Source organism: Bradyrhizobium guangdongense (genome assembly GCF_006483445.1).
In the GTDB taxonomy this organism is placed as follows: Bacteria; Pseudomonadota; Alphaproteobacteria; order Rhizobiales; family Xanthobacteraceae; genus Bradyrhizobium; species Bradyrhizobium guangdongense_A.
Genome location: NZ_PPPT01000242.1, coordinates 1 through 12,631, shown reverse-complemented (window position 1 = coordinate 12,631; position 12,631 = coordinate 1). Strand labels below are relative to the sequence as shown.

At 63.9% G+C, this 12,631-nt stretch carries 14 protein-coding genes and 1 tRNA gene; 12 read left to right on the top strand and 3 right to left on the bottom strand.

Annotated features, from left to right (window positions below; translation table 11 throughout):
* Window positions 1-249 precede the first annotated feature (249 nt).
* Complete coding sequence (locus C2U70_RS29865; protein WP_140982219.1) at window positions 250-1,011, top strand: CPBP family intramembrane glutamic endopeptidase; 762 nt, start codon at window positions 250-252, stop codon at window positions 1,009-1,011.
* Window positions 1,012-1,017: 6 nt separating this feature from the next.
* On the opposite strand, the gene C2U70_RS29860 is transcribed toward C2U70_RS29865, so the two are convergent.
* Entirely contained in the window at window positions 1,018-1,941 is a 924-nt protein-coding gene (locus C2U70_RS29860; RefSeq protein ID WP_140982218.1) for an AEC family transporter, read from the bottom strand.
* Between the two features lie 3 nt (window positions 1,942-1,944).
* Window positions 1,945-2,427, bottom strand: coding sequence for a Holliday junction resolvase RuvX (gene ruvX / locus C2U70_RS29855; RefSeq protein WP_140982217.1), 483 nt, complete (start codon window positions 2,425-2,427; stop codon window positions 1,945-1,947).
* A gap of 46 nt (window positions 2,428-2,473) precedes the next feature.
* Between ruvX and C2U70_RS29850 the strand changes: the two genes are divergently transcribed.
* Window positions 2,474-2,689 (top strand): hypothetical protein, encoded by a 216-nt coding sequence (locus C2U70_RS29850; protein ID WP_140982216.1) that lies wholly within the window; start codon window positions 2,474-2,476, stop codon window positions 2,687-2,689.
* On the opposite strand, the gene C2U70_RS29845 is transcribed toward C2U70_RS29850, so the two are convergent.
* Window positions 2,676-3,566: a LysR family transcriptional regulator gene (locus C2U70_RS29845; RefSeq protein WP_140982215.1), complete on the bottom strand. Its 891-nt coding sequence runs from the start codon at window positions 3,564-3,566 to the stop codon at window positions 2,676-2,678. The genes C2U70_RS29850 and C2U70_RS29845 overlap by 14 nt on opposite strands.
* A 97-nt stretch (window positions 3,567-3,663) precedes the next feature.
* Between C2U70_RS29845 and C2U70_RS29840 the strand changes: the two genes are divergently transcribed.
* The 10 genes from C2U70_RS29840 to C2U70_RS29780 form a co-directional block, all read left to right on the top strand.
* Window positions 3,664-4,644, top strand: coding sequence for an NAD(P)H-dependent flavin oxidoreductase (locus tag C2U70_RS29840; protein ID WP_140982214.1), 981 nt, complete (start codon window positions 3,664-3,666; stop codon window positions 4,642-4,644).
* Window positions 4,645-4,662: 18 nt separating this feature from the next.
* Window positions 4,663-5,739: an NAD(P)H-dependent flavin oxidoreductase gene (locus C2U70_RS29835; RefSeq protein WP_140982213.1), complete on the top strand. Its 1,077-nt coding sequence runs from the start codon at window positions 4,663-4,665 to the stop codon at window positions 5,737-5,739.
* Window positions 5,740-5,817: 78 nt separating this feature from the next.
* Window positions 5,818-6,105, top strand: coding sequence for an Asp-tRNA(Asn)/Glu-tRNA(Gln) amidotransferase subunit GatC (gene gatC / locus C2U70_RS29830; RefSeq protein WP_140982212.1), 288 nt, complete (start codon window positions 5,818-5,820; stop codon window positions 6,103-6,105).
* 20 nt (window positions 6,106-6,125) lie between these two features.
* A complete protein-coding gene (locus C2U70_RS29825; protein WP_140982211.1) occupies window positions 6,126-6,338 on the top strand; it encodes a hypothetical protein in 213 nt (70 codons plus the stop codon).
* Window positions 6,335-7,810 (top strand): Asp-tRNA(Asn)/Glu-tRNA(Gln) amidotransferase subunit GatA, encoded by a 1,476-nt coding sequence (gene gatA / locus C2U70_RS29820; protein ID WP_140982210.1) that lies wholly within the window; start codon window positions 6,335-6,337, stop codon window positions 7,808-7,810. The genes C2U70_RS29825 and gatA overlap by 4 nt, the downstream gene beginning before the upstream one ends.
* The gene (locus C2U70_RS29815) at window positions 7,801-8,103 is read left to right on the top strand and encodes a hypothetical protein (RefSeq protein WP_140982209.1); all 303 of its coding nucleotides are present in this window, start codon (window positions 7,801-7,803) and stop codon (window positions 8,101-8,103) included. Before gatA ends, C2U70_RS29815 begins: the two co-directional genes overlap by 10 nt.
* On the top strand, window positions 8,100-9,578 hold the full coding sequence (gatB, locus tag C2U70_RS29810; RefSeq protein ID WP_140982208.1) for an Asp-tRNA(Asn)/Glu-tRNA(Gln) amidotransferase subunit GatB: 1,479 nt from the start codon (window positions 8,100-8,102) through the stop codon (window positions 9,576-9,578). The genes C2U70_RS29815 and gatB overlap by 4 nt, the downstream gene beginning before the upstream one ends.
* Window positions 9,579-11,045: 1,467 nt before the next feature.
* Window positions 11,046-11,312 carry a hypothetical protein gene (locus tag C2U70_RS29795; RefSeq protein ID WP_140982207.1) on the top strand — a complete coding sequence of 89 codons (267 nt, stop codon included), beginning with the start codon at window positions 11,046-11,048 and terminating at the stop codon, window positions 11,310-11,312.
* 475 nt (window positions 11,313-11,787) lie between these two features.
* A tRNA-Ser gene (locus C2U70_RS29785) sits at window positions 11,788-11,881 on the top strand.
* Window positions 11,882-12,479: 598 nt separating this feature from the next.
* Window positions 12,480-12,631 (top strand): porin (locus C2U70_RS29780; RefSeq protein ID WP_186294562.1); only part of this gene is annotated, 152 nt, incomplete at its 3' end.

The following is a 12,631-nucleotide window of genomic DNA, read 5'->3' as shown; positions in this document are numbered from 1 at the left end:
GCATCCGCATTATGTTCTTCCACAAGCGCTTCAAACTGACGCCACGGCATCAGCTTCAGGATGTCACGGAATACTGTATTGTGATGCGGCATGGCGCTGATCTCCTGTCGTGTCCCGGAACGCTTGCAGACGTCCAGAACTGACTAGAATCAACGCCATGCGCCTTGTCCAGAAAATCTAAGCCGGACAGCCGTGGGTCAAGCCCGGCCATGACGAGGTGGTGAGCACGAATCAATCGAAAGAGAATTGATGGACTCCCTCAATCCCGACCATCCCTCGCTCACCGTCGCGCCCCGGCCGCGCGTCTGGAAGTTTTGGGGCACGGCGCTGTGGGGCCTTGTCATCTTCGGTGCGATGTTCGCCGGCCAGATCGGTGCGATCGTCTACCTGGCGTGGTCTCGCGGCGGCCCGGTCAACTTGGCTGCGATGCAGGACGTCGGTCACGATCCCGCGGCGCTCGCGCTGTCCGTGATCATGGGCCTGCCGACAACGCTCGCGGCCGTATGGCTTGCAATCCGCCTGAAGGGCGCTTCCTTTATCGACTATCTCGCGCTGCGCTGGCCGTCATGGAAGCAGTTCTTGCTCGGAGCGGTCGGTCTTTTACTGGTCGTGCTGGTCTGGGAAACGACGTCACGTGCATTGGGCCGCGAGGCGACGCCGGGAGTCATGACCGATCTCCTGAAGTCGGGTCGGGACAAGGGCGCTGCGGCCATCCTCGTCTTCGCCTTCGCTTTCGCGGCACCGATGTCCGAAGAAGTGCTCGCGCGCGGCTTCCTTTATCGCGGCTGGTCGGAGAGTTTTCTTCGCGTCCCGGGCGCGATCATCCTGTCGTCGCTGGTGTGGACCGTCGTGCACCTGCAGTACGACCTCTACTTCCTCGCCGAAGTCTTCTCCATTGGCCTCTGGTTCGGCTACATGCGCTACCGGGCCAATTCGCTGTGGCTGACGATCGTGCTCCACGCGCTGAACAATCTCACCGCTGTCGTGCTGACGATGTGGCTTGGGAAGTAGGCGTCGTCAGGCTACCAGCGCAATCGCGATCGGCATCGTGATCGCCGCCAAAATCGTCTGCAGCGTGATGATCTGGGCGAGCAGCGGCGCATCGCCGCCCATCTGGCGCGCCAGTACATAGGCGCTCGGCGAGGTCGGTACGGCTGCGCAGATCGCGACGATCGTGAGGCTCGTGCCTGACAGGCCGAACCACAGCGCCAGGACCAGCGCGAGCGCGGGCATCAGCACCAGCTTGAAGGCGACGCCGAGGCTTGCACCGAGGCTCGGCCGCAGCAACCCTTGAAGCTGCAGGCCGGCGCCTGTCACGAGCAGTCCGATGGCGAGCGAGGAACGGCTCAGCGCGTCCGCGACGTCGTGCCAGATCTTTGGCAGCGGCAGATGCAGGACGTTGATCAAGAGGCCGATAGCGCAGGCCCAGATCAACGGATTGCTCGCCACCGTCATGACGATTGCGCGCGGGGACTGCTTTTCCGGCGAGGCATACTGGGCGAGCACGGCGACGCTGAAGACGTTGACCAGCGGAATGATCGCGACCATCGCCACCGAGGCCAGCGCCAGGCCGACGTCGCCGAATAGATTGGCCGAGACCGAGAGCGCCACATAGGTCTGCCAGCGCGTGGCGCCCTGGAAGATCGAGGTGAAGGCAGGGCCGTCGATGCCGAGCCGCCCCAATGCCGGCCGCAGCGCCAGGCACAACAGCGACATCACCAGCGCCGACAGCAGCAGTGCGCCGCCGACACCTGCGACCGGCACCGTCGTCAGGTCGGCCTTCACCAGCGTCTGGATCAGCAGCATCGGAAACAGCACGTAATAGGTCAGCCGCTCCAGCCCGTGCCATTGCGTGTCGAGCCGCATCAGGGTGCGCTTGAGGATGACGCCGAGGACGATCAGGATGAAGACGGGCAGCAGGGCCGCGATGACAACTGCCATGCGTTAGTCTGCCTTGCGCAGATTGGCGAGCCGGTCGAGCGCGCCTTGCAGGATGAAGATCGCGGCGTGCTCGTCGATCACCTCGGCGCGCTTGGCGCGGCTGACGTCCATGCCGATCAGCTCGCGCTCGACGGCCGCGGTCGAGAGCCGCTCGTCCCAAAACCCGATCGGAAGTGGAGTGAGGCCGGCGAGGTTGCGGGCGAAGGCACGGGTCGATTGCGCGCGCGGGCCTTCGCTGCCGTCCATGTTGATGGGCAGGCCGAGCACGAAGCCCACCGCCTTGCGCTCGCTCGCGATAGCAAGCAGCCGCGCCGCATCCTGCTTGAAGGCCTTGCGCTGGATGGTCTCGACGCCGGTGGCCAGCCGCCGGTCCGGATCGGACGCCGCGACGCCGATGGTTTTTGTGCCGAGGTCGAGCCCGATCAACGCCCCGCGTTCGGGCCAGTGGGTTGCAGCATCGACCAGGGGTAGGATAGGAGCCGGCATGGCAATGCGCATAGCATGCGATGCGCGGCGGAGTGAACCGAGAACAATGGATGCGCTGACGTTATTTGGCCTGTTTGCCGTGACCGCGATGCTGGTCTGCTATGCCTTTGAAGATCGCAGCCACTGGTTCGTGTTGCTGTTCGCTGTCGCCTGCGCGCTCGGCTCGGCCTACGGCTTTTTGCAGGGCGCCTGGCCGTTCGGTGTGGTGGAGGCCGTTTGGGCCGTCGTTGCGTTGCGGCGCTGGCATCTCAGGCCGCGATAACATCCTCGTCCTGCTTCAGGCACGCTGCAAAGCCCTGCAACGCGCTGTACTGATGCCCGGCGCGGCGGTGGATGAAAAGTGTTTCCACGCGCGCGTAGGACGGGCTCAGCGTGTGGATCGAGACGCTGCCGTTCATCTCGCTGCGTGCGACGACCGCGCGCGGCAGCAGCGTCACGCCCATGTCGGCGGCGACGCAGCCGATCATGCCGTCGAGCGTGCCGAGCTCGAAGCGGGCCGCCGAAGGCCAGCCGAACTCGGTCATGATCTGCTCGATGCGCTGGCGATAGGTGCAGCCGGTGCGGAAGACGAGCGCCGTCGGGCCCGACTCCGGCGTGCCCGCGCGCAGTTCGGAGAGGGTCGTCCAGCGCCGCGCACTGACGAGCACCAGCTCCTCGCGGAAGGCGCTTGTCGCGGTGAGGTCGGCGTGATCGATGGGGCCTGCGACGAAAGCGCCGTCCAGCGAGCCGTCGAGTACGGCAGCGACGAGATCGGCCGTGGTTGCGGTACGAAGCGTCAGCCGTACCGCGGGGAAGCGGCGGTGGAAATCTGCGAGCAAGGGCGGCAGACGCACGGCGGCCGTCGTCTCCATCGAGCCGATCGCGAGCGGTCCCTTCGGCTCGCCGTCGTCGCGCGCGGCGAGCGCGGCTTCGCGTGAGAGCGCGGCCATTTTTTGCGCATAGGGCAGGAGGCGCTTGCCGGCACCCGTCAGGGTCATGCCGCGGCTGTGGCGCTCGAACAGCGGCGTCCCGATCTCGGCCTCCAGCGCCTTGATCCGCTGGGTGACATTCGACTGCACCGTGTTGAGCTCTTCGGCGGCGCGGGTGATGCCACCGGTCCGGGCGACCGCGGCAAAGGTCCTGATATCGCTGAGTTCCATAACTTCGTTTCGTTTTCGAGATGGAAGCGTTCGCTAGAATTCAATTTTATAGAATGCTAGACGCGCCTAGTCTTCCTGTCCAGACCCGGAGGACGCCGTGCCAATCGCTACATCGCTGACCAGGCTTTTTGGGACCGAGCATCCGATCCTGCTTGCGCCGATGGACGTCGTTGCGGGCGCTCGCCTCGTGACGGCGGTGAGCCGTGCCGGAGGGTTTGGAATTCTTGGCGGCGGCTATGGCGAGCGGGCCTGGCTTGAGGAGGAGACCGCGAAGCTCAGAGGTCTGAGCACGCCGTTCGGGATCGGCTTCATCACCTGGAGTCTCGCCAGGCGTCCTGAGCTTCTCGACATCGCGCTGGCGGCGCGCCCGAGCGCGATCATGCTGTCGTTCGGCGATCCCGCGCCGTTCGCACCAACGATCAAATCCGCCGGCGTGCGCCTGATTTGCCAGGTGCAGGATGAAGCCATGGCGCGGCAGGCGCTCGATGCCGACGCGGATGTTCTCGTTGCGCAGGGAACGGAGGCGGGCGGTCATGGTGCCTCGCGCACCACCGTCGATCTCGTGCCTGCGATCGTTGATCTCGCGACCGGCCGCGTGCCGGTCGTGGCAGCCGGCGGCATTGCCGACGGACGCGGGCTCGCCGCGATGCTGATGCTCGGTGCGAGCGGCGTGCTGCTCGGCACGCGCTTCTATGCGAGCGAGGAGGCAGATGGTTCCGACGAGGCCAAGCGGCGCATCTGTCGTGCCGCGAGTGGCGAAACCGTGCGCGGCATCATCTTCGATCTCTCCCGCAACAATGTTTGGCCGGCGCCATTCACGGGACGCTGCCTCGTCAACGCCCATGCCCGACGCTGGATCGGCCGCGAGGTCGAGCTGATGCAGAATGTCGCCACGGTCGCGGCTGATTATGCGGCGGCCAAGGCGGTCGGCAATTTCGACGTTGCTGCCGTCATCGCGGGCGAGGCGATCGGCCTGATCCATGATATTCCCCCCGCAGCCGACATCGTCGCGCGGATCGCAATCGAAGCCGAACAGCTTCTGGCCGGCCGGCGCAATTCCATCGCCTCCGTCGCCTGACACGAAGAGAGAAAAACCATGTGGCCCAACCGTCGACTGATCGACCTCTTCAAGACCGAGTTCCCCATCGTACTGGCGCCGATGGCGGGCATCATGGATGCAGAGCTCGTGATTGCGGTGGCCCAGGGCGGCGGGCTGGGCTCGCTGCCGTGCGCGATGCTGTCGGCCGACAAGGCGCGCGAGCAGGTCAACATCATCCGCCAGCGCGTCGCCGCGCCGATCAACGTCAACTTCTTCTGCCACACGCCGCTCGATCTCACGGCGGAATCAGAGGCGCGCTGGAAGCAGCGTCTGACGCCCTACTACAAGGAGTACGGCCTCGATCCGTCGGCGCCGATCACGGCGGCCAATCGCGCGCCGTTCGATGCGGCATTCTGCGAGGTCGTGGAGGAGCTGAAGCCCGAAATCGTCAGCTTCCACTTTGGCCTGCCTGACCAGGCACTGCTGAAGCGCGTGAAGGCGGCGGGCTCTGTCGTCATTTCGTCGGCGACGACGGTGAAGGAAGCGGTCTGGCTCGAGCAGAACGGTGCCGATGCCGTGATCGCGCAAGGCGCGGAAGCGGGCGGCCATCGCGGCATGTTCCTGACCGACAATATCGCCGAACAGCCCGGCACCTTTGCGCTGGTGCCGCAGGTGGTCGATGCCGTGAAGGTGCCGGTGATCGCAGCCGGCGGCATCGCTGATGGCCGCGGCATTGCGGCGGCCTTTGCGCTCGGCGCATCCGGTGTGCAGATCGGGAGCGCCTATCTGCGCTGTCTGGAATCCAAGGTCAGTGCAGCGGCGCGAAAGGTGCTGGCGGAGGCCGGCGACACCGCCACCGTCATCACCAATGTCATGACCGGGCGCCCGGCACGGGGCGTGGCCAACCGCGTCATGCGCGAGGTCGGTCCGGTCTCGCCTGACGCGCCGGTCTTCCCCCACGCGGCAACCGCGCTCGGGCCCTTGAAGGCGGCTGCCGAAAAGCAGGGCAGGACAGAGTTCACCAATCTCTGGGCCGGCCAGGCCATCGGCCTTGGCCGCGAGGTCCCGGCCGCCGAATTGACCCGGGATTTGGCCAAAAACGCGCTCGCCCGGCTGAAAGCGCTGGCCGGCTAGGCCAGAGGCGCCGGTTGCGGCGCAAAAGCGGCCTCTGCTATACGGCAGGCTGATTTCTGCCGTCCGAGGCTCTATATAATGTCAGTCGACGCCGTGACCGTCCGCCGCATCGCGCATCTCGCGCGGATTGCGGTCAGGGACGACGAAGTTTCCCATCTGCAGGGCGAGCTCAACGCCATGCTGGCCTTCGTCGAGCAGCTCTCCGAGGTCAACGTCGAGGGCGTCGAGCCGATGACCTCGGTTACGCCGATGGAGATGAAGAAGCGGCAGGACGTCGTCAATGACGGCGAGATCGCCGACGATATCGTTGCCAACGCGCCCGCGACCGAAGGTCACTTCTTCCTGGTGCCGAAGGTCGTCGAGTAATTCAATCAGGACCGAGTCCGATGTGCCTGCTATGCGACGATGAGAAGGCCTACCAGGCCTATATGAATTACCTCGACGCGATGGAGCGGCAGGGCAAGGCTGCCGATCCCAATGTCGCCGTCAATGCCGTGCTCGACCAGCTCGAAGCGGCCGCGAATGCCGCCGTCAAGAAAGACGACCCGGCCAACGACAAAACCCTGTCTCCGTTCTTCTGCAGCCCGATCAATAAATGACCGATTTGACATCGCTGACGCTCGCCGAGGCCCGCAAGGGCCTTGCGGCCAAGACCTTCACGTCGCTGGAGCTGACCGACGCGCATCTGAGCGCGATGGAAGCCGCGCGCGTGCTCAACGCTTTCGTGCTGGAGACGCCCGACCAGGCCCGCGCCATGGCGCGCGAGGCTGACGGCAAGATCGCCAAGGGCGATGCCGGCCCGCTCGCCGGCATTCCGCTCGGCATCAAGGATCTCTTTGCGACCAAGGGCGTGCGCACCACGGCCTGCTCAAAGATCCTCGGCAATTTCGTGCCGACCTACGAGTCCACGATCACCTCGCAGCTCTGGCGCGACGGCGCGGTGATGCTCGGCAAGCTCAACAATGACGAGTTCGCGATGGGCTCGTCGAACGAGACCTCGTGCTTCGGGCCGGTGGGCAATCCCTGGCGACGCGAGGGCTCCAATACCACGCTGGTGCCGGGCGGCTCGTCCGGCGGCTCGGCGTCGGCAGTGGCGGCGCTGCTCTGCATGGGCGCGACCGCGACCGACACCGGCGGCTCGATCCGCCAGCCGGCGGCGTTCACCGCAACTGTCGGCATCAAGCCGACCTACGGCCGCTGCTCGCGCTGGGGCATCGTCGCCTTCGCGTCCTCGCTCGACCAGGCTGGTCCCATCGCGCGCAGCGTGCGCGATGCCGCAATTCTGATGCGCTCGATGGCTGGCCACGATCCGAAAGACACGACGTCTGTTGACATCCCCGTGCCGGATTACGAGGCCGCAATCGGCAAGTCCGTGAAGGGCATGAAGATCGGCATTCCCAAGGAGTATCGTCTCGACGGCATGCCGGCCGAGATCGAAAAGCTTTGGGAGGAGGGCGCTGCCTGGCTGAAGGCGGCGGGTGCTGAACTCGTCGAGGTGTCGCTGCCGCATACGAAGTACGCGCTGCCGGCCTATTACATCGTGGCGCCGGCGGAGGCCTCGTCCAACCTCGCGCGCTACGACGGCGTGCGCTACGGCCTGCGCGAGCAGGGCAAGAGCATCATCGAGCAGTACGAGAACACCCGCGCCGAAGGCTTTGGCGCAGAGGTGCGCCGCCGCGTCATGATCGGCACCTATGTGCTCTCGGCTGGCTACTACGATGCCTATTATTTGCGCGCGCAGAAGGTTCGCACGCTGATCAAGAAGGATTTTGAGGATTGCTTCGCCAAGGGTGTGAACGCAATCCTGACGCCGGCAACGCCGTCGGCGGCCTTCGGCATCGGTGAGAAGGGTGGCGCGGATCCGGTCGAGATGTATCTGAACGACATTTTCACGGTGACCGTGAACATGGCGGGCCTGCCCGGCATCGGCGTGCCCGCGGGCAAGGATGCGCAGGGCCTGCCGCTCGGTCTGCAACTGATCGGCCGGCCCTTCGACGAGGAGACGCTGTTCTCGCTCGGCGAGGTGGTCGAGCAGGCAGCCGGCCGCTTCACGCCCGCGAGGTGGTGGTGACAGTGGCGGCGTTCATCGCCAGCCTCGATGGCGCAGCGCCCGCGCCGGAACTCAGCGCGCCGCTCGCTGGCCTCTGGTGGGCCGGCAAGGGCGACTGGGACAAGGCGCACAAGCTCGTCCAGGACGAGGATGGCCGCGAAGCGGCCTGGGTGCACGCGTACTTGCACCGCGTCGAAGGCGATCTCGGCAACGCCGGCTATTGGTACCGCCAGGCCGGCCAGCCCACGGCAAAGGATTCATTGCAGGCGGAGTGGGAGCGGATCGCTTCCACGCTGCTCGGGAGCACGACATGAGCACGGCCACCCACAAGCTTCTCAAGGGCGCCACCGGTGAATGGGAGATGGTCATCGGCATGGAGATCCATGCCCAGGTGACGTCGAATTCGAAGCTGTTCTCCGGCGCCTCGACCGCGTTCGGCGGCGATCCGAACACGCATGTCTCGCTCGTCGACGCGGCGATGCCGGGCATGCTGCCCGTTATCAACGAGGAATGCGTCAGCCAGGCTGTCCGGACCGGGCTCGGGCTGAACGCAAAGATCAATCTGCGTTCGGTGTTCGACCGGAAAAACTACTTCTATCCCGACCTGCCGCAGGGCTACCAGATCAGCCAGTACAAATCGCCGGTGGTAGGCGAGGGCGAGGTGCAGCTCGAGCTCGACGGCGGTCGCAGCGTCACGATCGGCATCGAGCGGCTGCATTTGGAGCAGGACGCCGGCAAATTGCTGCACGACCAGTCGCCGACCATGACCTATGTCGATCTCAACCGCTCCGGCGTGGCCCTGATGGAGATCGTCTCGAAACCCGACATCCGAGATGCCGAGCAGGCCAAGGCCTATGTGACCAAGCTGCGCTCGATCCTGCGTTATCTCGGCACCTGCGACGGTGACATGGAGAAGGGGTCGTTGCGCGCCGACGTCAACGTCTCCGTGCGCAAGCCCGGCGGCCCGCTCGGCACGCGGTGCGAGATCAAGAACATGAACTCGATCGCCTTCATCGGGCAGGCGATCGAGTACGAAGCGCGCCGCCAGATCGAGATCCTCGAGGATGGCGGGTCGATCGACCAGGAGACGCGGCTCTACGACCCCAACAAGGGCGAGACGCGCTCGATGCGCTCCAAGGAAGAGGCGCACGACTATCGCTACTTCCCCGATCCCGACCTCTTGCCGCTGGAGTTTTCGCAAAGCTTCGTCGACGAGCTGAAGGCGAAGCTGCCGGAGCTGCCGGACCAGAAGAAGGCGCGCTTCGTCGCCGATCTCGGCCTGTCGGCCTACGACGCCAGCGTGCTGGTCGCCGAGCGCGAGAGCGCAGAGTTCTACGAGACGGTGCTCTCAGGGCTCGCCAACCGCGCGCGCGACGGCAAGGTCGCGGCGAACTGGGTGATCAACGAGCTGTTCGGTCGCCTTAACAAGGAGAGCCGGGAAATTACGGGGTCTCCGGTCAACGCCGCTCAGCTTGCCGCCATCATCGACCTGATCGGCGAGGGCACGATCTCCGGAAAGATCGCAAAGGATCTGTTCGAGATCGTCTGGCAGGAAGGCGGCGATCCCCGCGCGCTCGTCGAGAGCCGCGGCATGAAGCAGGTGACGGATCTGTCGGCGATCGAAAAGGTGGTCGACGACATCATCGCCGCCAATCCGGACAAGGCCGCGCAGGTCAAGGACAAGCCGCAGTCGCTCGGCTGGTTCGTCGGTCAGGTGATGAAGTCGTCCGGCGGCAAGGCCAACCCGCAAGCCGTCAACGACATCCTCAAGTCCAAGCTCGGCATCTGACAACGAGCGTCTTGCGAGGTGGCGGAGCGATCTCCGTCACCGCTTCGGCGCGAGATGCGATGCTCGCTTCGGCATCATCGACACCGAACATCGCGGCCTCTCTCGTCGCAAACCGCCTCCGAATCGCCGCGACGCGATTCGCGCAAAACAGCGGCTTGCACGCGCTTCGGCGAGCGATTGCGCCGTTAAGCATGAAAATATTTTCGTTGCCAAAACTTGCGACTCAGAGTCCGCGAAACGCCTCCGCGACGCGATCGAGCGCGGCGCGATGCGCATCAGCGCGTCCAGCATGCGCAATGCCTGAGTGCAGAAAAACACTTGCTGCATAGAGTTTTCTTGCAGTCGCATCGCTCGCACGCATCGATGATGCACGCGGCTTCCGCGTCGACGTTCGAGCGACTCATCGCATCAGCAAATCGAGCGCGCGACGCGTGCGCGCTTCTCTGCGTCAACACTTCCTTAAGCAGGACGCTGTTTTTTTCGTTGTGTTGGTGTATTCGGGATGAGTGTGCATCTCGATCCCCGAGTGCATGCAGCGATTAAAGCCATCTCACACATCGGAGGGCAACATGGCCAAGAAAGCGAAGAAGGCGAAGAAGGCGAAGTCCGCAGTGAAGAAGACTGCGAAGAAGACCCGCAAGGTCGCCAAGAAGAAGAAGTAACTTCGCCTTGTCGAAGTTGCCGGCTGCTAGCCAGTCGGCGCGTCATTAGAGCCACCAGCGAAAGCCAAAGGCTCTGACGGCGAAAGAGGGTGTCGGCGAGACATCAGGTCGACGGTCGGATCGTCAATCCATAGCGGGCTTGCCCGTTCAGATTTCCGGTCCGGCAGAAGAAACCAGGTTTTCTTCGTTCGGTGCGGTCGGCCTTCCCGGCCTCCGCAATTTCACAGATGGCCTTACGGCCAAGGTGAGATCCGGTCCTGACGTGTTCGCCGACGCCCTCGCTCCCAGCCGGGATCCTGGCCGGCTTTTTCATCATCCAACATTTCAGATCGCCTTCGTGTCCGCGGCCTCACCGCCGTTTGGCCGTGCCCGTTGTCCGCGAGCTTGTGAAATGCGGCCTGAGTAAACCGCCGCGAATTCATTGCCGAACATTTCCCTGCAATCTCCCCAATGCGCGGTTTCACGCGGGCCGGCCACCAACATGGCTCTGCGTTGATCCCAAAATTGCACCACAGGCGCATCGCACCGCGCGCCATGGTTATCGTTGTCCGAAAATCGCAACGGTAAACCGAATCTGACGAATCGCAGAAGTGCCCGTCAAATGGGGACTTTTTGCATTTTCGCGGATGCTGCGCGGCTTGTCGCGTTTACGTCCCCTTCATCGCGATACTTAAACTGCCATTCAAATTTGCTCGCCATGATCCTCGCCAACAAGCCGGCAAACGGCATGGGGAAGTGTTGGACAGTTTTGGACGGGAGCCGCGCTCGGGGGACGAGGCGGCAGAATAATAAAAGGGGATGCGACATGTTTCAGGGGACTTTTGATCTCGATGCGGCGACGCCGATCGACGCGACCGCGCTGTCTGACGTGCTGTTCGAGCGCGGGCTCTACTGGGCGAGCGGCCGATCCGGCCTCGTCGACCTGGTCGCTGCGCACAAATGGTTCAACCTCGCGGCGCTGAAGGGTCGCAAGGACGCGATCGGCCTGCGCCAGGAAGTCGCCGAGCAGATGTCGGAGACCGAGATCGCAGCCGCGCAGCGTGAAGCTCGCGCCTGGGTCGTCGCGCACTAGTTCCGTCGCAGTGTCGCCGGCGGTCCGGAATCTTACGGGCCTGCGCGCTTGCGCTGAATCAAATCACCTGTCGTCACGCCTCGTAAATCGCGGGGCATGCATGTACGCGACGATTCACACGGCGGGTGGCTGCCGATTCAACTCGCGCCCGACGATTGCGATCTGGAACTCGGGCGGCTGCACAAGACCGGGATATTGCCCTGGAACTTTCCATGCCGGCGCAAGTCGGGCGTGTGGTTCAACGCGTGGGCGGACGAGGCCGTTCTGATCTCACCCTCGCATTGGCGAATCTGGCGATCGGCCAGCTCGCGCTCGACATCTATATAGAGAGCGCGTCGGGGCAGGGCGATGCGCGCCCATGAATCGCAAAACCCTGCAAAAATCCAGCCTCAGCGCGCGTTTCGGGTGAAACAACGCGGCCATCTCAATTCTGCCGCTTGCGGCTCGCCGCCGTGTCGGGCATACCCGGCTCACCGGAGACGTGGCCGAGTGGCTGAAGGCGGCGGTTTGCTAAACCGTTATAGGCTTGTAAAGGCCTATCGAGGGTTCGAATCCCTCCGTCTCCGCCAGCCAGATCCTTCTCTCTATACATAGAATGTGCAGCGTGAAGGACGGCAGTTGCGCCGAGCTCGCGTGCTGATTTCATCCGATTCCATCCGAAACGACGCTTCAAAGCGCTTCACCTTGGGCGCCTAGGCCTGAGCCTGTGATCGCGCGGGCCGAGTCGAGCTCCGATTCCACGATTCGAACGCGTCAAACGTACGCGGAAAGGTAGGGGCGGCGCGCCGCTCCCCGTGCGGAGAAAATCGAGGGCAGATGGAACCGATCGAAAAACAATATGGAAAACAAAAGGTTACGTGACCCTTTTGATCACATCTGCGTGTTATTTGTGCAACACTCTCCGGGAAACACGTTCAGGAGGGGCGTTTCGGAGCGTTCTTTTGTTGTGTGTGCAAGAACGTTCGGTAATTGTGACTGAGCGACGGAGGGGGGCATCCCAAGGTCGTCCCGTTTTAGGTGGTTCGCTTAAGTCCCTCGCGTTCAGCGGGTGTGTCCGAAGGCGCGAAGCGGCTAAGCGGTTAGTTAAGGGACAAGGGAACCAACCTTAGGGTGTCGTCACCCAGCGGATCCGGAACCTTCCCTATAGAGCAAACTTGGAGGTTTAACATGAAGTTGGTAAAGAGCCTTTTGCTCGGCTCGGCGGCGGGTCTGATCGCCGTCGGCGGAGCGCAGGCGGCCGATCTTCCCGTGAAGGCCAAGGCGGTCGAATACGTGAAGATCTGCTCGCTGTACGGTGCCGGATTCTACTACATGCCGGG

Excerpts from the sequence above, each read along its gene's own strand:
- C2U70_RS29865 (WP_140982219.1), top strand. The coding sequence starts at position 250 with ATGGACTCCCTCAATCCCGACCATCCCTCGCTCACCGTCGCGCCCCGG.
- C2U70_RS29860 (WP_140982218.1), bottom strand. The coding sequence starts at position 1,941 with ATGGCAGTTGTCATCGCGGCCCTGCTGCCCGTCTTCATCCTGATCGTC.
- C2U70_RS29825 (WP_140982211.1), top strand. The coding sequence starts at position 6,126 with ATGTGCCTGCTATGCGACGATGAGAAGGCCTACCAGGCCTATATGAAT.
- gatB (WP_140982208.1), top strand. The coding sequence starts at position 8,100 with ATGAGCACGGCCACCCACAAGCTTCTCAAGGGCGCCACCGGTGAATGG.
- ruvX (WP_140982217.1), bottom strand. The coding sequence starts at position 2,427 with ATGCCGGCTCCTATCCTACCCCTGGTCGATGCTGCAACCCACTGGCCC.
- C2U70_RS29850 (WP_140982216.1), top strand. The coding sequence starts at position 2,474 with ATGGATGCGCTGACGTTATTTGGCCTGTTTGCCGTGACCGCGATGCTG.
- C2U70_RS29795 (WP_140982207.1), top strand. The coding sequence starts at position 11,046 with ATGTTTCAGGGGACTTTTGATCTCGATGCGGCGACGCCGATCGACGCG.
- C2U70_RS29845 (WP_140982215.1), bottom strand. The coding sequence starts at position 3,566 with ATGGAACTCAGCGATATCAGGACCTTTGCCGCGGTCGCCCGGACCGGT.
- gatC (WP_140982212.1), top strand. The coding sequence starts at position 5,818 with ATGTCAGTCGACGCCGTGACCGTCCGCCGCATCGCGCATCTCGCGCGG.
- gatA (WP_140982210.1), top strand. The coding sequence starts at position 6,335 with ATGACCGATTTGACATCGCTGACGCTCGCCGAGGCCCGCAAGGGCCTT.
- C2U70_RS29835 (WP_140982213.1), top strand. The coding sequence starts at position 4,663 with ATGTGGCCCAACCGTCGACTGATCGACCTCTTCAAGACCGAGTTCCCC.